17 protein-coding genes and 1 pseudogene are annotated in these 19196 nt (G+C 71.0%); 5 read left to right on the top strand and 13 right to left on the bottom strand.

The window, feature by feature from the left end:
- Positions 1-58: 58 nt before the first annotated feature.
- Positions 59-610, bottom strand: a complete 552-nt coding sequence (locus ACFYXF_RS40590; RefSeq protein WP_389357217.1) for an FHA domain-containing protein — start codon at positions 608-610, stop codon at positions 59-61.
- A gap of 184 nt (positions 611-794) precedes the next feature.
- Here ACFYXF_RS40590 and treZ point away from each other — a divergent pair, with 184 nt between their 5' ends.
- Positions 795-2540 carry a malto-oligosyltrehalose trehalohydrolase gene (gene treZ / locus ACFYXF_RS40585; RefSeq protein WP_389357215.1) on the top strand — a complete coding sequence of 582 codons (1746 nt, stop codon included), beginning with the start codon at positions 795-797 and terminating at the stop codon, positions 2538-2540.
- A gap of 11 nt (positions 2541-2551) precedes the next feature.
- Here treZ and ACFYXF_RS40580 read toward each other — a convergent pair whose 3' ends face one another.
- Together ACFYXF_RS40580 and ACFYXF_RS40575 are read right to left on the bottom strand one after the other, a co-directional pair.
- Positions 2552-3502, bottom strand: a complete 951-nt coding sequence (locus ACFYXF_RS40580) for an aminoglycoside phosphotransferase family protein (protein WP_389357213.1) — start codon at positions 3500-3502, stop codon at positions 2552-2554.
- A gap of 60 nt (positions 3503-3562) precedes the next feature.
- Positions 3563-4690 (bottom strand): aminopeptidase P family protein, encoded by a 1128-nt coding sequence (locus ACFYXF_RS40575; protein WP_389357211.1) that lies wholly within the window; start codon positions 4688-4690, stop codon positions 3563-3565.
- A gap of 213 nt (positions 4691-4903) precedes the next feature.
- On the opposite strand from ACFYXF_RS40575, the gene ACFYXF_RS40570 reads away from it, so the two are divergent.
- Complete coding sequence (locus ACFYXF_RS40570; protein ID WP_389357209.1) at positions 4904-5659, top strand: metallophosphoesterase; 756 nt, start codon at positions 4904-4906, stop codon at positions 5657-5659.
- A 26-nt stretch (positions 5660-5685) separates the two neighbouring features.
- Here ACFYXF_RS40570 and ACFYXF_RS40565 read toward each other — a convergent pair whose 3' ends face one another.
- Both ACFYXF_RS40565 and ACFYXF_RS40560 read right to left on the bottom strand, forming a co-directional pair.
- Entirely contained in the window at positions 5686-6360 is a 675-nt protein-coding gene (locus ACFYXF_RS40565; RefSeq protein ID WP_389357207.1) for a PDZ domain-containing protein, read from the bottom strand.
- A gap of 112 nt (positions 6361-6472) precedes the next feature.
- Positions 6473-6670: pseudogene (locus ACFYXF_RS40560) on the bottom strand (multicopper oxidase domain-containing protein); the annotation flags it as partial.
- A gap of 275 nt (positions 6671-6945) precedes the next feature.
- Here ACFYXF_RS40560 and ACFYXF_RS40555 point away from each other — a divergent pair.
- On the top strand, positions 6946-8475 hold the full coding sequence (locus ACFYXF_RS40555; protein WP_389357205.1) for a hypothetical protein: 1530 nt from the start codon (positions 6946-6948) through the stop codon (positions 8473-8475).
- Positions 8476-8492: 17 nt separating this feature from the next.
- On the opposite strand, the gene cyc2 is transcribed toward ACFYXF_RS40555, so the two are convergent.
- The 8 genes from cyc2 to ACFYXF_RS40515 all read right to left on the bottom strand — a co-directional run bounded on the left by cyc2 (position 8493) and on the right by ACFYXF_RS40515 (position 17427).
- Positions 8493-10649, bottom strand: coding sequence for a germacradienol/geosmin synthase Cyc2 (cyc2, locus tag ACFYXF_RS40550; protein ID WP_389357203.1), 2157 nt, complete (start codon positions 10647-10649; stop codon positions 8493-8495).
- Positions 10650-10793: 144 nt separating this feature from the next.
- Complete coding sequence (locus ACFYXF_RS40545; protein ID WP_389357201.1) at positions 10794-11561, bottom strand: ABC transporter ATP-binding protein; 768 nt, start codon at positions 11559-11561, stop codon at positions 10794-10796.
- Between the two features lie 32 nt (positions 11562-11593).
- Entirely contained in the window at positions 11594-12499 is a 906-nt protein-coding gene (locus tag ACFYXF_RS40540) for an ABC transporter permease (protein WP_389357199.1), read from the bottom strand.
- Positions 12496-13431 carry an ABC transporter permease gene (locus ACFYXF_RS40535; protein ID WP_389357197.1) on the bottom strand — a complete coding sequence of 312 codons (936 nt, stop codon included), beginning with the start codon at positions 13429-13431 and terminating at the stop codon, positions 12496-12498. Before ACFYXF_RS40535 ends, ACFYXF_RS40540 begins: the two co-directional genes overlap by 4 nt.
- Positions 13428-14402, bottom strand: a complete 975-nt coding sequence (locus ACFYXF_RS40530) for an ABC transporter substrate-binding protein (protein ID WP_389357195.1) — start codon at positions 14400-14402, stop codon at positions 13428-13430. Before ACFYXF_RS40530 ends, ACFYXF_RS40535 begins: the two co-directional genes overlap by 4 nt.
- Before the next feature lie 40 nt (positions 14403-14442).
- Positions 14443-15651, bottom strand: coding sequence for a damage-control phosphatase ARMT1 family protein (locus tag ACFYXF_RS40525; RefSeq protein ID WP_389357193.1), 1209 nt, complete (start codon positions 15649-15651; stop codon positions 14443-14445).
- Positions 15652-15806: 155 nt separating this feature from the next.
- Positions 15807-16457, bottom strand: a complete 651-nt coding sequence (locus ACFYXF_RS40520; RefSeq protein ID WP_389357191.1) for a ScbR family autoregulator-binding transcription factor — start codon at positions 16455-16457, stop codon at positions 15807-15809.
- Positions 16458-16530: 73 nt separating this feature from the next.
- Entirely contained in the window at positions 16531-17427 is an 897-nt protein-coding gene (locus ACFYXF_RS40515; RefSeq protein ID WP_389357189.1) for a ScbA/BarX family gamma-butyrolactone biosynthesis protein, read from the bottom strand.
- Between the two features lie 261 nt (positions 17428-17688).
- Between ACFYXF_RS40515 and ACFYXF_RS40510 the strand changes: the two genes are divergently transcribed.
- Complete coding sequence (locus ACFYXF_RS40510; protein ID WP_389357187.1) at positions 17689-18342, top strand: ScbR family autoregulator-binding transcription factor; 654 nt, start codon at positions 17689-17691, stop codon at positions 18340-18342.
- A complete protein-coding gene (locus tag ACFYXF_RS40505) occupies positions 18339-19190 on the top strand; it encodes an SDR family oxidoreductase (protein ID WP_389357185.1) in 852 nt (283 codons plus the stop codon). The genes ACFYXF_RS40510 and ACFYXF_RS40505 overlap by 4 nt, the downstream gene beginning before the upstream one ends.
- Positions 19191-19196: the final 6 nt, after the last annotated feature.

Raw genomic sequence — 19196 nt, 5'->3', positions numbered from 1 at the left:
CAACACCGCGGCAGGCAAAGTGAATCGCCCTGCGGGGACGGTTCCCGCAGGCGCGGTGTCACTCGGCGGCGAGCCTGAACGCCATGTGCCCGAAGCCGATCTGGTCGCCGTCGCGGACGACGGCCGCGCCGATCACACGGCGGCCGTTGACCGTCGTGCCATTGGTCGAACCGAGGTCCCTCAGCACCCACAGGCCGCCCTGGTGCCGGAGTTCGGCGTGGACGCGCGAGACCGTCTCGTGGGTGAGCCGCAGACCGTTGGCGGGGTCGCGCCCGATGCGCAACGGGTGGCCGCTGCCGGGGTGGGGCAGCAGCAGCTTGGGAAGCCGCTCGGACTGCCAGGCCCTGCGCAGCCGTACCGTGAAGCCGGAGACCGCCTCGACCGTCCCGAACACCAGTCGGGACAGACGGCTCTCGGTGGGCAGATCCGCGGTGAGGACGGCCAGTTCGTCGGACCGGCGGGCGATGAGCGCGAGTTCCATGCGCCGGACGAACGTGTCGTGCGAGAGCCGGCCCAGGGCGACCCCGTCCCGCAGCACCTTCAGCGCCCGGTCGCGCTCCGCGTCGGAGAGACGAGCCGGATACGTGTGGAACTCGAAGGACGACGTCACGTTCGTGATTGTCGGGCAGCGCGCGCGGGGTGTCCAGAAAACGCGGAAACGGCGGCCTGTTGGTCCGACCTGACGACACCCCGGGCAAACGTGAAGATTCAAGCGCGGAGCGTCGGCGTTTGAAGCACGATGGGACGGGCTACCTCCCGGTGGGCACCACCCGGCAGACGAAGGGGAACCGTCCGTGCACTTCGAGGTGTGGGCACCGCAGGCCAGTCGTGTGACGCTCCGGTGCGACGCGGGCACGCGCGCGTTGGAGCGCGATCCGGAGCGCACGGGCTGGTGGTCCGGCGAGGTGGAGGCCCGGGACGGGTCGCGTTACGGCTTCGCCGTGGACGACGGCCCCGTACTGCCCGATCCGCGCTCGCGCCGCCAGCCGGACGGCCCGGACGGGCTGAGCGCCGTCGTCGACCACGGGCTCCACACCTGGCGCACCGAGTGGGCGGGCCGCGCGCTGCCGGGCGCGGTCCTGTACGAGCTGCACATCGGCACGTACACGCCCGAGGGCACGCTGGACGCGGCGGCCGGGCGCCTCGGCCACCTGGTGGAACTGGGCGTCACGCACGTCGAGTTGATGCCGCTGTGCCCGTTCCCGGGGCGGCACGGCTGGGGGTACGAGGGGGTGTCGCTGTGGGCGGTGCACGAGCCGTACGGCGGCCCTGAGGCGCTGAAGCGCTTTGTCGACGAGGCACACGCGCTCGGCCTCGGCGTGGTCCTGGACGTCGTGCACAACCACTTGGGCCCTTCCGGCAACTATCTGCCCGCCTTCGGCCCGTACTTCACGGACACGCACCAGACGCCGTGGGGCTCCGCCGTGAACCTGGACGCGCCCGGGTCGGACGAGGTGCGCGCGTATCTGCTGGGCAGCGCCCTGGCCTGGCTGCGCGACTACCGGATCGACGGGCTGCGGCTGGACGCGGTGCACGCGCTGCGGGACACGCGCGCGTGCCACTTCCTGGAGGAGCTGTCGAGGGCCGTGGACGCCCTCGCCGCCGAGCTGGGCCGGCCGCTGTCCCTGATCGCCGAGTCCGACCTCAACGACCCACGACTCGTCACCCCGCGCGCGGGCGGCGGTCTCGGACTGCACGCCCAATGGAGCGACGACTTCCACCACGCCCTGCACACGGCGCTGACCGGTGAGTCGCAGGGCTACTACGAGGACTTCGCGCGGGCCCCGTTCGCGGCGCTGGCCAAGACGCTCACGGGCGGCTACTTCCACGACGGCACGTACTCGACCTTCCGGGGCCGGCTGCACGGCCGCCCGCTCGACCGCACCCGGGTCGCCGCACACCGGCTGCTCGGCTTCACGCAGACCCACGACCAGATCGGCAACCGCGCCCAGGGGGACCGCCTTTCGGCCTCCCTCTCCCCCGGGCTGCTCGCCTGCGCCGCCGCGCTGATGCTCACCGGCCCGTTCACGCCGATGCTGTTCATGGGTGAGGAGTGGGCGGCGGGCACTCCGTGGCAGTTCTTCACCGACCACACGGACGCGGACCTCGCGGAGGCCGTACGGCGGGGCAGGCGGCGGGAGTTCACGGCGCACGGCTGGGCCGAGGAGGACGTTCCCGACCCGCAGGACCCGGCGACCCGTGACCGCTCCTGCCTCGACTGGTCCGAGCCCGGACGCGAGCCCCACGCGCGCGTGCTGGCCTGGTACCGGGAACTGATCGCCCTGCGTCACGCCCAGCCCGACCTCACGGACCCCGACCTGTCGGACATCAAGGTCGCGTACGACGAGGATGCCCGCTGGCTCGCGTTCCGGCGCGGGGACGTACGCGTGGTGGCGAACCTCGCCAAGACGTCGGCGGCGATCCCCCTGGGCCCGCGACGGGCAACGGTGCTTGCCGCCTGGGAACCGGTCGAACTGCCGGGCACGGACGGACTGTTGCACATCCCCGGGGAGTCCTGCGTGGTGCTGGAGCAAGGGTGAGCGCAGGGGGCTTACTCTTCCTCGTCCTGCTCCCGCAGCTCCGTCACCCGTTCCAGCAGAATCGCCTCCCACGCGCGCCGCAGCTGGACCCGCAGCAGCGGTCTCGGGCCGGCGTCGCGGCCGGTGAGGCTCTCGGCCAGCCGGACGACCGTGTCGCAGCGGGCGAGCCACAGGCCGCGCAGACAGGGGCGGGCCGCGTAACCGGCGAGGGTGGCGGCGCGTACGGCGGCGGGCGAGCCGACCGCGAGGGCGAGCCCGGCGATGTCCTCGGCCGGGTCACCGACGACCGCGTCGGTCCAGTCGAGGACACCACGCACCCGTCCGTCGGCGCTCACCACGAGGCGCTCGCCCCGGAGACCGTGGTGGACGAGGACCGCCGTACCGGCCTGCGCGGCGAGCTGCGTCGCGGCGGCCGGGGTCAGCTGGTGCAGCCGTGCGGGGTCGAACTCGTCGGCCGTGGCGAGACGTTCGGCCGCTCGCTCGGCGGCCCGGCGCAGGGCCTCCAGGGAGCGTGGCGCGACCCGCGGCACCCCGAGCGTCTCGGCCTGCCGTACGGGCACCTCGCGCAGGCCCGTGAGCAGCCCGGCCAGGTCGGCCTCGCCGACGGCGGAGACGTCGTGCTCCTCGGCCGAGCCGCCGGGCAGCCTGGTGTCCAGCGTGTAGGCCAGTCCGCCGGCCCACTCGCCGTGCGCCACGCCGACGGGGACGGCGACGCCGAGGTGCGGGCGTACGAGGTCGCGCAGGCGCAGTTCACGGCGCAGCCGCGCGGACGCCTCCCGGTCGGGGGCCAGGCGCAGGACGTGCCGGGCGCCGACCCACCAGGTGGACCCCTCGCCGCCCGCGCCGACGGGCCGGACGTCAGGTCCCGCCGTGGCGGACGACGCGCCGAGGGCGCTGTCCGCGAGCAGCGAGCGGACCAGTCGGCGGACCGTGTCCGCGGTGGGTGTCGGTGCCTGTGTCATGGTCGCGCCGTTGTCGTCCGGAGGGGTGCTGGCGGGGCGGAACTCCTGGTGAGGGGACGGTCAGTCCACTGTGACCAGCTCGCGAGTCGTGTTGTTGAGGCGCCGGCCGCCGTCCTCGGTCACGGTGACGATGTCCTCGATGCGTACGCCGAAGCGGCCGGGCAGGTAGATGCCGGGCTCCACGGAGAAGCACATACCGGGGACGAGGGGCCGTTCCTCGCCCTCGATCATGTACGGCGGCTCGTGCGTGGTGACGCCGATGCCGTGGCCGGTGCGGTGGATGAAGTACTCGCCGTACCCGGCCTCGGTGATGACCGCACGGGCCGCCCGGTCGACGTCCTGGCAGGCGGCGCCGGGCCGTACGGCGCGGAAGCCCGCCTCCTGGGCCTCGCGCACGATGTCGTGGACCCTGCGCCGCTCGGCGTCCGGTTCGCCGACGTGGACCGTGCGGGAGGTGTCGGAGCCGTAGCCGTGCATGAGGCCGCCGAAGTCGAGGACGACCATGTCGCCCCGCTCGATGACCCGGTCGCCCGCCTCGTGGTGCGGATTGGCGCCGTTGGGGCCGGAGGCGACGATCGTGAAGTCGACCTCGGAGTGCCCGAACCGCCGCAGCAGACCGGCGAGATCGCCCGCTACGTCCTTCTCGCGGCGGCCCCCGAAGGGAACCTTCCGGATCTCCTCGTACGTTGCGTCAGCAGCCGCTCCCGCGGCTGCCAGGCGTGCCAGTTCCGCCTCGTCCTTCACGGCGCGCAGCATCGGCAGTCCCTCGGTGAGGGAGACGTACGAGGTGCCGGGCAGCGCCTTCTGGAGTGCCAGCAGATGCAGTGCCCAGGCGTTGTCGCTGACCCCGAAGCGGCCCGCCGCGTCGAGGAGGGGTGCGGTGGCCGCGTACGGGTCCTTGCCGTCGGTCCAGTCGCGCAGGGTCAGGGCGGGTGCGCCCGCCGCGTGGGCCGCGTCCGGGGCCTCCAGGGCGGGGACGACGAGGACCGGGTCCTGTCCGGCGGCCAGGACCAGCAGGGTGAGGCGTTCGGTGACCGCGGTGGGCGCGTAGCCGGTGAGCCAGACGAGGTCGGGTCCCGGCGCCACCAGGAGCCCGGCGAGGCCCGCGTCCTCGGCCGCTCGTGCGGCGCGCCGCATCCGGGCCCGGTAGTCGTCGGCGGTGAAGGGCGCGGGCCTGCTGCCGGTCATCCGGGCCTCCGTGGAAGGGCGAGGGGCTACGGGCAGCATCCTGCCCGGATGCGCGGGACGGCGCGAGCCGGTTTGCAGCTCTCATCCCTGGTCTCCCGCCCATTTCCCACCCGCTCCCTGCACCCCGACCCAGTTCACCTAACGCATAGGAGTTGAGTAACCATTAGATCTAATGCTTAGATCTGCCTGAACCATTAAGGGAGGCGGAAGTCCATGCTCGTACTGGCCCACATCAGCGATCTGCACCTCGACGGAACCGCGCGGTCCACGGCGCGCGCCGAACGGGTGCGCGACCGGCTGTGGGAGCTGCCGGGGCATGTGGACGCCCTGCTGGTGACCGGGGACATCGCGGACCACGGCACGGAGGCCGAGTACGAGGAGGCCGCACACATCCTCGGGCTGCGCACCGGCGACGCGCCCTTCCCCGTACTCACCTGCCCGGGCAACCACGACAGCCGCGCGCCCTACCGCAAGGCGCTGCTCGGGCTGCCCGCCGCCGAGGGGCCGGTGAACAGCGCGCACGTCTTCGACGACGCCGCCGTCCTGATGTGCGACTCCAGCGTGCCGGGCCGCGACGAAGGCGCCCTCGACGACGAGACGTACGACTGGATCGACGCGACGCTCGACGAACTGGACGAGGGCGTCCCGGCGCTGCTCGCCTTCCACCATCCGCCCGTCGCCCTGCACCATCCCCTGCCGGACTCCTACCAGCTGGGCCGGCCCGACCGACTGGTGGCGCTGATGGAGCGCAGGCCGCAGATCGCCGGGCTCATCACCGGTCACGCGCACACCCCGGCCGCCACGACCTTCGCGGGCCGGCCGCTGGTCGTCGGTCCGGGGGTGACGTGGACCCTCCGGCTGCCCTGGGAGGGCGAGGAGGTCGCGGACCGGGACGCACCGGTCGGCCTCGCCTTCCATGTGCTGGCCGACGACGGGCGGCTGACCAGCCACTTCAGGGTGGTCGTGTAACTAAGGCCGCCAGACGCCGGAGGCGGTCAGGTGACGACGCCCGGGATCGCCACCAACTGCTGGTAGCCGCCGCTGCGGTGACGGACCGTGAGGGTGATCTCCGCGCCGGGGCGGGCGCGGGCGACCACGCGGGCGAGATCGGCCGCCGAGTCGACCCGGGCCCCGCCGAAGGTCAGGAGTACGTCGCCTCGGACGAGGCCCGCGGTGTAACCCGGACCCGGGATGTGGACGCCGACGACCAGGGCTCCCACTTTCTCGGCGTCCACGGCCTCGACACCGAGCGTCGCGGTCACGGCAGACGCCGAGGAGGCCGGGCTAGCGCCGCCCGAGGGCCGGCTGGAAGGGCCCGCACCGGATCCCGGCCCGGACTTGGACTTGGCCCCGGACCCTGACTCGGCGGGCGCACCACTTCGCGCGCCCACCGAGTCAGGGCCCTGCCCCTGTTGCCCTGTGCGCCCGTCCTGCCCCGCGTGCCGCTGCAGGTCGGCGAGCTTGCTCATGCCGATCACCGTGGCGCCGAGCGTGCCGAGCCCGACGCCCGCGAGGACCAGGACGGTCCCGACGAACAGGCCGAACAGCAGGGTCGTCAGCCGTCGGCCGCGCCGGGGCGCGGCATGCGGGCGCCGGGCCGGACGGGATGTGGTGCCGCCGGCCGGTTCCTGACCGGGCATGGGCTTGGGACGCAGTGCGGTCTGTTCCATGGATAGCCTCCGGCAGGTGCTCTACCCGGCGCACCGGCGCACAACGAGCCACGAACGAGTGAGACTGACACAGGGTCAGAAATGGGCAGCCATAGGCGTCCGCCCGGTCCCCTCAGGCCGTGTGACCGTCGTGGCCGCCGTGTCCCGCGCCATGGTCGAACTTGAGTGCCTCCTTCGGCATCACCACGAAGGGCCGCATCATGCCCATGTCCTCGTGTTCGAGGAGGTGGCAGTGGTACATGAACCGGCCGTACGCGCCGTCGAACCTGCCCATGACGCGCAGGATCTGGTTCCCGGGGACCCGGAGGAGGTGCAGGCGTACCCAGGCCGGGCGCAGGGCGATCTCGGTCTCCTTCAGCACGTCCTCGGACGCGGGCCGCAGGACCGGCAGGACGGGCAGCGGCGCCAGGTACGGCGTCAACTCCCCCGTGTTCTGGTGGTCAGTCATTCCGTTCCACTCACCCCATATGACTCCTCGCGAATTGCCGAAGTTCCCTGAATATGACGTTCTGTACGAGAAAGTTCGGAAATTGGTAGTGGACGGCGATATTCCCGTTGTCAGTGGGGGCTGTTACTTTCTGCGGCATGACCGATCACGCCCTGCGGCTGCTGCGACAGAGCCGTTCCGCCGCCGAACTGGCCGCGTTCCCCTTCGACTTCGACCTCGACCGCGCCGAGCACGGCGAGGAGGTCGGCCTCGCCTCGGGCGGAGAGCTGACCCCGGTGGCCGGCGACGGCACGGGAGGCACGTTCTTCGTGTGCGCGGACGGGTCCGTGCTGTACGCCGATTCGGAGGGCTCGGCCGGGATCATCGGTTCCAGTGTCGACGAGGCGCTGGAGACCGTGATCGGTCTGCCCGGCTGGCGCGACTATCTGGACCTGTCGCCCGCCGACGGTACGGAGAAGATCCTCGCGCGGATGGCGGAGACCGAGCAGGAGATGCGCGAGGACTTCGACGTAGACGCCGAACGCGCCGCACTGCGCGGCGCCCTGGGGCTGCCCGAGCGCTCCCCCGTGGAGCTGATCGGCATGCTGCACAAGGCGCTGCTGCGCACCGAGCCCGACTTCCTGCTGCTCAACGCGGAGGAGGGCGGAGCGTACGAGCTGCTCGACCGGCATCCGCGCCCACCCCTGTGGGAGCCGGTGCTCGCCCGTGGCCGGGCCGACCTCGCCGTGCTGCGGGCGGGCGACGGCCCGGCGGCGTGGGACGCGGTGGCCCGGGACCCGCTGCGCCGCCGACTCGCCCTGCGGGCCGCGCAGTTCGACCGCGCGGAGAGCGATCTGGACCTGCTGCGGCATCTGGTGCGGTACGAGGCGGAGTCGTCGATGACGGACGAACTGCGCCTCGGGGCCGTCCTGGTGGGTCTGCACGGACTGGCCGAGGATCTGCCGCTGCTGCACGAGGTCCGGGACACGGACTTCGACACCGCGTGCGGTCTGAGCGAGCTGCCCGGGTCCGGGGCCCCGGGTGCCGAACTGCGGCAGTGGGCACTGGACATGGACGCCTCGATGTTCGGCACGGACCCGGCGGACGAGCCGCTGTTCACCTGGACGGAGCTGGCCCGCGACCAGGGCATGACCGAACTGGCCCGGGTCGCGCTGATCCGGCTGCTGGACGAGATCGAGTTGGGGCTGTATCAACTCGGGCGGCCCGGCTGGGCACCGGAGGCTCTGGACACCTCCCCGCTGCGTGGCCTGAGCCGGGAGTTCCAGGAACTGAGCGACCGGTTCCAGGCCCTGCGCGCCCAGCGTCTGTTCGTAGGCCTCCAGGACACGGCCTGGGCCCGGGTGTCGGCCCGGCTGGACCAGGCCCGCCTCGAACGGGAGCTGGGGCAACTGCCACAGGCCACGGCCACGTTGGAGAGCCTGCGTGCCATCCTCACCGACCCCCGGGACACGTCCCTGCGGCTCTGGCACGGGGTGAACCTCGGCCGTTACATCGCCGAGGAGCACTACGCCCTCACCCGCGCGCTGGCCGACGCGGACCTCCCGGAGGAGGCCCGCGTTCTGCTGGCCCACGCGGACGCGATACTCGGCGAGCTCTCGGGGAACGCCGCCACGGGCGTACGGGAGCTCGCCGAGGAGACGGCGGAGCGGGTGCGCGACCTCGGCTGACGGGGGAACTGCCGCCGTCAGCCGACCGGCAGTGCCGAGCTGCTGCGGTCCGGCAGGAAGCCGTGCGACCTGCGGGCCAGGTAGTCCGCCTTGTAGCGGGGTACCTGCTGGTGCCAGTGCAGGATGCCGGACAGCCAGTTCCGCAGCTCGTCCACATAGCCGTCCATGATCGCGCGTGCCTCGTCCGTGAGCTTGAAGTCCTCGTACAGGACCGGGAACTCATGGGCGGCGACATGTTCGAACTGCTGCATGCGCTGGGTCATCAGGTCGTGGATGATGCCCAGCGCGGTCGGGTAGTCGCAGTCGAAGAAGTTCTGGACGACGAGGATGCCGTTGTGGATCTCGCCCTCGTACTGGATCTCCTTCTGGTACGAGAAGACGTCGTTGATGAGCATCGCGTAGTCGGAGGCCGCCTTCTCCAGCGACTGGACGGGGCCGCTGCAGTAGACCTCCGGCGGAACCGTCCGGCCGTGGCCGATGCGGCACAGGCTCATGGTGAGGTCCGAGCCGAAGGTGGCGCGGCGCATCTCCAGGTAGTCGATCGGGTCGGGGATACGGTTCTGGGCCGTGTTGGCCAGTTCCCACACCCAGCTCTCGGTCATGACGTCCACCGCGGCACGGAACGTGCGCCGCTGGTCCGGGGTCATCTCGACCGTCGTACGCCGCCACAGGTCGATGAGCCCGCGCTCCATGCCGTTGACCGGGACAGGGAACGCGTCGCCCTCGATGGGCATGCAGGCGGAGAGCCGCTCGGTGCACAGGCGGGCCGCGGCCAGGTCGCGGCGGTGGCCGAAGACGAGGGGGTAGTAGTCGTCGCCGTAGGTGCCCCAGGACAGCCACGCGGAGCTGAGGTCGAGGGCGTCGGCCGTCGCGTCCGGGTGGATGCCGGCCGCGCACAGGGGCAGGTCGGCGGCGGCGAGCTTGTCCTCGTCCCAGACGCCCTCCTGGAGCATGCCCATGCTGTGCATCCAGTCGGTGAGGCGGTACCGGGCGCCGTCCAGGTGCGGGCTGAGGGTGAGCCGGAACGGCATGTAGAAATCCGGCAGTCGGGACGGGCCGACCTTCTGATAGGGCATATGTGTGTAGGCGCGCAGGCGTTCGGCACCGGCCGAGGCCAGCAGTGCGCCGATGTTGGTCGCGGACGTGCCGAAGCCGCCGACCCCGAACGGCCGCGACTCCTCCAGGGCCCCTTCGTTCATGTACCGGCTGGAACGCAGATGCCACTCGTGGCCGCCGGACTGCCAGTCCTGCAGCCCGCGCGTGTACGCGGCCACCGCGGCGATCTGGTCCGGTGTGAGGCCCTTCTCCAGGGCCAGGCCGGGCACTTCGGTGAGCGCGGTGTGCTCGAACTGGTGGAGCCGTGAGGTGAGGATGTCGTTGACGGTGTCGGCAGCCTCCTGGGTCGTGCACCCGAAGAAGGTCTCCAGGACGAGTACGCCGTTGCTCAGCTCGCCCTCGTCCTCGACCTCCCGCTGGTAGGAGAACAGGTCGTTGCGCAGGTGGACGCCGTCCGAGAAGGTCTCCATGAGCACCCTGAGCGGCCTCGACCCCGCGACGGACGCGGGCACTTCGGCGGTCGCGTACTCCACGAGCCCGGCCGACCAGGGCGCGCCGCCGACCTTGCGGCGCATCTCGATGTACTCGACGGGGTTGGAGATCCGCCCCTCGTTGATGTTGGACAGTTCCCACATGGATTCGTTCAGCAGATGCTCGGTGGCGACGGAGAACCGCCTGCGCCAGTCCACGGACATCGACGGAACCGTGCGTGCCCACAGGTCGGCGAGGCCCGCCTCCACCGGATTCTCCGGCTCGGGCACGGGAGTCGAGAGGTCGAGCGGCATGAAAAGGGGCAGCCGGTCCAAATACGCCTTGCCGCCGTCCCGGTCCTGGCTGCGCTTGAAGACCTCCAGGAAGTGGTCGTCGAAGAAGAAGACCCACACGTACCAGTCGGTGATGAGGGAGAGGTCGGGCCCGTCGCAGTCGGGGTGCGTGTACGCGCACAGCAACCCGTAGTCGTGCGCGTCGAGATCGGACTGCTCCCAGACGCCTGAGCCCTCCAGCATTCCCATCTCCCGTGCCCACACGGTCGAATGGGCGCGCGCCTCGTCGATATGCGGATTCAGGCGCGCCGGATACGGCATGTAGAAGTGCGGGAGTACGAACGGCTGTGTCATGGGCGGGGCCTTACCCCTGCCCCGGGCGTGCCATCCATCGAGCGGGACATGATCACACCATCGCGTGAATCAGGACCGATTCCGGGATTCCGGGCGGGCGCCGTGAGTTCACTCGACATGCGAGCACTACGAGATTTTCTCCGACTACTGCGAGACCTCACCCGCCCCCGAGCGCACCGCCCGCCCGACCTGCGCCCTCAGCGCCACGAACTCGGGCAGGCCCCGCGTCCCGATCTGATCGCGCGGGCCGGGAAGTTGGACCGGGAGGTCAAGGAGGACCCGGGATCCGGGGCCCGGCGACAGGACGACGACGCGGTCGCCGACGTACACACTTTCGTCGATGTCGTGCGTGACGAAGACGATGGTCGCGCCGTCCGTGCGGTGCACCTCAAGAAGCAGGTCTTCGAGGTCCTCGCGGGTCTGCGCGTCCAAGGAACCGAAGGGCTCGTCCATGAGGAGCAGAGAAGGACGGCAGACGAGCGCGCGGGCGATGGCGACGCGCTGCTGCATACCGCCGGACAGCTGCCAGGGGTGACGGCGGGCGGCGCCGCCCAGACCCACGCGCTCCAGGATCCGTTCCGCCTCACCGCGTCGTTCGGCCCGGCCGAGACCACGGCGGCGCAGCGGCAGCGCGACGTTCTCGCGGACGGTGAGCCAGGGGAACAGGGAGCGCCCGTAGTCCTGGAAGACGACGGCGAGCCGGTCGGGCACACCGGAGACGGGCGTGTCGTCGACGGTGACCGTGCCCTCGTGAGCGGGCAGCAGTCCGGCGATGGTGCGCAGCAGCGTGGACTTGCCGCAGCCGGACGGGCCGACGACGCACAGGAGTTGGCCGTCGGGCACGGTGAGGCTGATGTCCCGCAGGACGCTGTGGTCGCCGTAGTGCTGGCCGAGGGAATCGAGGGTGAGCATCCGGATCGGTCACCTGTCCTCAGGGGCTGGGGTCATGTGGGCCGCCCGCTGCCGATCAGCCGCTTCTCGACCGCCAGCAGGCCGGTGTTGAGGAGGTACCCGAGGGCGCCGAGCAGGACCAGGGCCGCCCATACGGTCAGCAGGTCGGAGCGCGACTGGGCGTCGGTGAGGGTGAAGCCGATGCCGTTGGCGGTGCCCGGCAGCAGCTCCGAGAACACCATGAGGATGAGGGAGAGCGAGAGGCTCAGCCGAAGCCCCGCGAAGATGCGCGGCAGCGCGGAGGGCAGAAGCAGCAGCCAGAGCCGTTCGAACGCGGTCAGGCGCAGCACGGTGGCCACTTCGAGCCGCAGCGGGTCGACATTGCGCGCACCCTCCGCCGTGTTGATCAGCACGGGCCACACGGCGCTGAAGGCGATCGACGCGACCTGCATCTGCGTACCGAAGTCGAGCACGACGACGAAGACGGGTACGAGGGCCGGCGGCGGGACGGCTCGCGCGAACTGGAGGACCGGGTTGCACAGGGCGTACGCCCGGCGCGACCGCCCGACCGCGATACCCAGTGCCACCCCGGCGACGGCGGCGAGAGCGAACCCGGCGGCCATCCGGCCGAGGCTGGGCAGGATGTTGTCGACGGCGGCGTCGGTGAGGAAGAGATGGCCGACGGGGCCGGAGAACCACAGATCGTAGGCGTGGCGCGCGATGCGGCCGGGAGGAGGGAAGTAGACGCTACCGTGCGCACGGGCGGCGAGTTGCCAGACGCCCACGGCGAGGGCGAGCACGAGCCAGCGGAGCAGCGCGCCTCGGGCGAGGGGGCCCACACGGGCAGTACGGGAGGCGTTGGGGGTGGTGGAGGCGGTACCGGTGCCGGGGGTCCCGGTCTCCTTGGTGGTGTCCGCGCGCGGGGGCTTGTCGGCCGTGGGGCCGGGGCGTCCGCTCATGGGTGGACCTCGTGGTCGGAGACATCGGCGGCGGACCGTTCGCCTCGCGGCGAGACAGAGGCAACGCGTGGCTGGTGCTCGCGTGTCCGGTGTTCCGGTGTCCACGGAAACGTTCTCCGTTCGCACCGCACGAGCACCGCGTCGATGACCAGGCCCAGGGTCCCGGCCCACACCACACCGGCCAGTACGTCCCGGGTGCCGTCGGTCGCCGTGCCCGCCTGGGCGATGAAGATGCCGAGGCCCTCGCCGAAGCCGGCGAGGATCTCCGTGGCGACGGCCAGGATGAGGGCGACCGCGGCCGAGATGCGGACACCGGCCGCGATGAAGGGTGCCGTGCCGGGGAGTTCGACGTGGAGCAGCACGGAGAGGCGGCCGAAACCGAAGGCGCGCAGGGTGTCCTTGGCGAGGGGGTCGGTCTCGCCGAGTCCGTAGACCGTGTTGAAGAGGATCGGCCAGACCGAGGCGTAGGTGATCAGCGCGACCTTGGTCTCGGTGCCCGAGCCGAGCAGGAGGGAGACCAGGGGGATCAGTGCCACGGACGGCAACGGGCGCAGGAACTCGACGATCGCGCGTACGGCGGCGTCGACGACCGGCACACTCCCGAGCAGCAGCCCCAGCGGGATCGCTATCGCGCAGGCCAGGCCAAGCCCCAGGGCCCATGCGCGCAGGGTCGCCCCGAGCCCGTCCAGGAAGGCCCGGTCACCCGCCAACTCCACGGCCCGGGCGAGGACTTCGGACGCGGGCGGGAGATAGCTGCGCCGTACGATCCCGGCCCTGCTCACCGCCTCGCACACCCCGAAGGCGAGGAGCACACCGAGAACACCGAGCACCGGCTCCTGCCGTACACGCACCCGGCCCCGGCCCGACTCCCGTACAAGCAACCGACCCCGGCCCAACTCCCGTACCCGCGCCCGTACTCGTACCCGTTTCACCGCACCAACAGCGTCGCCGGATCGATCGTCTTCTTCAACAGCCCCTGTTTCTCCATCAGTTCGGTCAGCCGGGCGATCTGCGTGGCGTCCATGACCGGTGGAAAGTCCGGCAGGTCGACCGACTTGGCCTGGTCCGCCGTCACCTTCGTGTACGTCGGCACCACGGCACGTACGGCCGACGGGTCCTCGCCGGCGATCTGCGCGGCGGCCTTGATGGCCCGCTGGAAGGCGGCGAGGGTCTCCGGGTTCTCGGTGGCGTACTTGTTGGTGGTGATGTAGCCACTGAGGGGGATCGACTCGACGGGCGGGGACGCGCCGTCGATCAGCACCCTTGCCTTGAGTTCGTCCTGGATGACGCTGTCGAAGGGCTCGACCGCGTGGACGGCGTCGACCTGCCCCTTCTCCAGGGCGGCTCCCATCTGCGGGAAGGGGACCTGGCGGTAGTCGGGACGTCCGACGCCCGCCTTCTCCAGGACCTCGTTGAAGGTCAGCGACTGGACGTTGTTCAGGACGTTGACCGCGAGCTTGCGTCCCTTGAGGTCGGCGACGGTCCTGATGTCCGAGTCCTTCGGCACCAGGACGTCCATCATGTGCGGCGCGGCTCTGATCGACTCGGCGACGATACGGATGTCGAGGGTGCCCTTCTCATGGGCCTGGAAGTAGGTGACGTAGTTCGCGCTCGCGACCACGTCCACCTGGCCCTTCGCCAGCGCGGGCAGCGCCTGGAGGCTCTGCTGGATCTGTGTGATGCGGACGTCGAGGCCCTCCTTCTCGAACAGGCCGCGGTCGCGCGCGATGTAGAGCGCGGCGCAGTCGATCAGTGGCAGGGCGGCGACATCGATCCGTTCCTTGCCGCCGTCCGAGGAGGACGAGTCCGAGCCGTCGCCGCCACAGGCCGCGACGGCCAGAGTCAGGGCGGCCAGCACCGCCGCGAGCTTTCCTCTTCCCGAGCGCAATGGACGTAACGCCATGAGCGCATGCCTATCAAAGATTTGACATGATCACCACAGGTCAACGAGCCACCTGCACCACCGCACGCGTGCCGCTCGTCCGCCAGCGCTGCCCCTCGGCGGCGACGAGCGCGGACTCGGTACGGGCGTCGAGGCCGACGATCACCTCCGACTTCAGGGTGCGCAGGGCGGCCACCGGGCCGGGGAAGTACGCGGTGACGTCCGCGAACGGGGTGGTCGGGGGCCGGAGCCGGTCACCGACCAGACGGCGGTAGTTCAGGTCGCCCTTCATCACGGTGACCGTGGCCGAGGCGAAGTCCTCGCGCAGGTCGTCGGGCATCGCCGCGTACGGGAGCGGGGCGCAGGAGAAAGGGTGGGCGCGTACCGCGAGGCGGCCGTCGGCCATCGCGGACCAGAGGCGGCGACCGTACGCGGCGGCCTCCCCCGGAGCGCGGGTCAGTCGGCGCAGGGCGTCGACGACGTCGGCGGTGGTCGCGTCGGAGACGAAGAACGGGTGCGGTTTCACATGCAGGACGGCGCGTTCGGCGTACCCCCGGGTCAGCAGGTGGTCCAGGAGCAGCAGGTCGGGGACGAGTTCGCGGCCCGCGTTGTCCGCGACCAGGCACACCGTGCCGGCGTCGCCTCGGGTGGACCGGAGCAGCGACCAGAGGGACTCGCTGTCGTCGGCGACGAGTCCCGCCGCCTCCCCGCCCTCGTCCGCACCGGAGAGCCGGAAACCGAGGTCGGCCCGGTTGCCCCACAGCGACCCGTGGAGCAGGGCGCGCGCCTGTTCCTCCTCGGGGCTGCCCACCAGGTCGTCGAGCGCGGCCAGTTCCTCGTCGGTCTCGGGGGCGTCCAGTTCGGCGAGCTTGAACGGGCGGAAGGGGTCGATCCCCCGCCAGGCATCGGCTCCCCCGCCTCCGCCTCCGCCTCCGCCGAAGTACCCGACCGCTTCGAGGAGTTGGCGGTAGAAGTACCCCTCCGCCCACAGCCACGGCACGTCGAACCAGGACCGGCCCACGTACTCCCGGGTCCCCCACTCCTCCCACCGCTCCCGGTCCTCGGCCCCGGCCGGGAGCGGTTCGACGACGCCCTCGGTGCAGTTCTTGAGGAGCGCGTCGAGCACGCGGTGCTGCTCGGGGCCGTACGGGAAGGCGTCCCGCACCTTCTGGATGAGCGCGGGATGCCGTTCGGCCAGCACGCTCCAGGGGAACGAGCCCGGCTCGTTGGAGAGGATCACGGGCGGGGACACGGAGTCGGAGGCAGGCATACGCCTCACGCTACCGCCCCCGAAACGCCCGGCCCGGAACCCGCAACGCGACGACTGAGCGGCCGGGGAACCCCCTCAGGGGCGCGGGGAACTGCGCGACCAGCCACAACGGACCAGTCACCCGGCACTCAACCGAAAGCCCCTCCTCAGTAGCCTCACGCCACCACCCTTATCTCCCGCTCCAGTTGCGCCACCAGGCTCAGATACCGCGCCCGCCTCGGCGTGGGCACCAACGCCCGGATGGTGAGCCGCCACATGTCCGCCGTGCGGCGCGGCTGGCGCGCCACCGGCTCCACCGCTCGGCTGACCACGCGACTGCCGACGAAGAAGCTGACGAGGGAGTGGGCCATCGCGTCGACGTCGACGTCCGGGTGGACGTCGGACTCCTTGACCGCGCCGAGGAGTTTGCCGGACGCGATCTCCGCCCACTCGCGGAACGGGTGCCGCAGCGGCGGCCGTACGACGACGTCGCCGGCGGCGAGACGCAGGCCCGCCCTGGAGATCGGGCCCTCGACGGCCATCCTGGTGATCCCGAAGGTGATGCGGATCAGCGCTTCGAGGGAGGAGTAGCCGCGGCCGTCGATGTCCCTGGCCATCCGCCGGGAGGTCCGGGACTGGATCTCCAGGATGGCGTGGGCCAGATCCTCCTTCGCCGCGAAGTGGAAGTAGAGGGCGCCTTTGGTGACATGGGCGTGCTCGACTATGTCGCTCAGGCTGGTCGACTCATAGCCATGGCGGTCGAACAGGTCGGCCGCGGCCGTGATGATCGTCGCACGGGTCTGCTCGGCGCGTAACTGCCTCGCCATCGGCGCCCACCCCTCCCCAACGTCCCGGTGCTCCCGAACTCCCTGAAGAAAAACGGGATATGCCGTTTGTTTCTTACTGCCTGTACAAGATAGCCGACCGTTCCACGGTGCCCACCACACACTCGAAAACCGTGTGTCCCTCCTGTGTTCCCACCACCTTCAGGGCCCCGTCACCTTGGTCCGTGGACTCGATCCAGGTGGGCAGGTCCAGTTCGGCGAACTGGTGGAACGTCGTGTCGAAGGACACGGGTATCAGACCGCCGTCGGGGCCGGTCCGCGCCAGTGCCGCCTGGCGGGCGGCCTCCAGGAGCAGCATGCCCGGTATGTGATCGAGGGGATGGTCGAAGAAAACAGCATGACCGGTATCAACTCGCAACTGCCAGTCACGATCCCCCTGTTGAGGCACGGCCAGGACGACGTCCGCCGCCGAGTCCCGGCCCACGTCGGCGGCCGGCAGCCCCGGCGGGACGGGCAGCGCGGTCACGTCGGCGGCCGTACGACCGCCGCGCAGCCTGCTGAAGACGGCGCCGCTGGTGCAGGTGAAGGCGACGTCGGCATGCGCGGCCAGCTCTCCGTCGAGCAGTACGTCGGCCGCGTAGCGGGCCGAAACCAGGCGCTTGCCGCGATGGCGGATGTCGGAGAAGGTGATGTCGACGGTGGGTTCGGCAGGGACCGGCCCGACGCCCAAGTGCTCGGGGAACGTGGTGATCCGGAACTCCTGGAGGACGAACTGGTGGTCCAGGGGCACCTTGTACTCGGTGTGGTTGAGCAGGGTTCCGGCCTGTCGTACGGTCTCCACGACAAGCAGCGGATCGTATGCCGTCCGGTCGGGCGACACGTGTAAACAGTGCACTCGCGGCCACTGCGCGGAGACGCTGAACCTGTCGGTCTCCGTTCGGGACCAACCGGTGGGGAACGTCTCCGCGATCGCCGCACGGTGCACGAGTTGGCGCGGAACACTCGCCGTCATGGCTGGGATTTCGGCAGACTGCGGCACTGGAAGCAATGTCTCTCCCTCGGTCCCCCGAATGGCCTGGCAGACGGAAAGGCGCCCGCTCCGGTGAGCGTTAGAGTACGAGGCGACCGGTTTGTTTTCAACGAGATCAGTCGGTCCGGCCCTATGATCGGCGGTTCCGGCGCACCTGACCACGCGCCGTCACGCACCAGCACGGCACTGAAATACGGCACCGAATACGGACACCGGCCAACTGGGCGCCAGGGAGGGGCTCTTATGGCGAAACAGGAGCGCGCCATCAGGACGCGCAGGGCGATCCTGGAAGCCGCGGGCGCGGTTTTCGACGAACACGGCTACACCTCCACGACCATCGCGATGGTGCTGGAGCGGGCCGAAGTCACCAAAGGCGCCCTGTATTTCCACTTCCCTTCCAAGGAATCCCTCGCACAGGCGGTGCTCGACGAGCAGGTGCCGTTCGGCACGGTCCCGGAACAGCCCTGCAAGCTGCAGGAGATCATCGACATGACGTTCGTCGTGGCGCAGCGGCTGCTGACCGACTCCCTGCTGCGAGGCAGCGTGCGGCTGACGGTGGACCAGGCGACGCCCCCCGGGGTCGACCACTCCGGACCGTTCCGGCAGTGGGGGGAACGGCTGATCGTGCTGATGGAACAGGCCGGCGCCCAGGGCGAGTTGCTGCCCACGGTGAAGCCGCAGGACACGGTGGAGCTGCTGGTGGGGGGCTTCGCGGGCATCCAGTTGATGTCGCGGGCCCTGACCGACCGGGCGGACCTCGCGCACCGTATCTCGGTCCTGTGGTCCCACATCCTGCCCGGCATCGCGGTACCGGGGCTCCTGCTCGGACTGGACAGCCGGGCCGACCGCGGCGTCCGCATCCTCTCCCCTGCCCCGGTCCCGGTCCCCGTCCCGTGATTCTGCTGACGGGGGCCACCGGCACCGTCGGTCGGCTGGTCGCCGAACGCCTGGCGGGCACCGGCCCGCTGCGCCTGCTCACCCGCGACCCGCACCGCGTCACCCTCGCCGGTCCCGGAATCGAGGTGGTGCGCGGGGACTTCGACGACCCCGCCGGGCTGCGCGCGGCGCTGGCCGGCGTACGGTCCGCTCTGCTCGTCACCGCGAACCCGCTGGCGCCGGTCCAGGACGAGAACTTCGTGGCGGCCTCCCGAGCGGCGGGGGTGTCCCAGGTGGTGAAGCTGTCGGCCCAGGCGGTGACCGATCCCGGGGCCACCGACCTGATCACACGGTGGCAGCGGTCCAACGAGGAGCTCCTGCGCGGCTCCGGCCTGGCCTGGACCTTGCTGCGTCCGCGCGCCTTCATGTCCAACACCCTGGGCTGGGCCCGCTCCGTCCGGGAGGAGGGGGTCGTCCGGGGCCCCCACGGCACCTCGCGGAACGCGAACGTCGACCCGCGGGACATCGCGGATGTGGCGGTACGGGCGCTTGTGGCCCCGGAGGGGCATGCGGGGCGTGCGTATGCCCTGACCGGGCCCGCCGGGGTCACCCCGGTGGAACAGACCGAGATCCTGGGCGAGTTGCTGCAACGGCCGCTGAAGTTCGTCGAGTTGACGGAGGATGAGGTCTTGCGGGGGCTGCTCGCCCGTTACCCGGAGGCGGTTGCACACGCCCTCGTGGAGAGTGCGGCGCGGGGGCGGGACGGGTCGAAGGGGCAAGTGGAGCCGGATGTCGCCGAGTTGCTCGGCCGTCCGGGTCGCTCGTATCGGGAGTGGGCGGCGGAACATCTGGCGTCGTTCAGCGGGTAGCTCCGA

It is taken from the genome of Streptomyces sp. NPDC002680 (genome assembly GCF_042889145.1).
GTDB classification, from domain to species: Bacteria; Actinomycetota; Actinomycetes; order Streptomycetales; family Streptomycetaceae; genus Streptomyces; species Streptomyces adonidis.
Note: the sequence above shows the minus strand (reverse complement) of the source record. Positions and strands in the feature narration are given on the sequence as shown.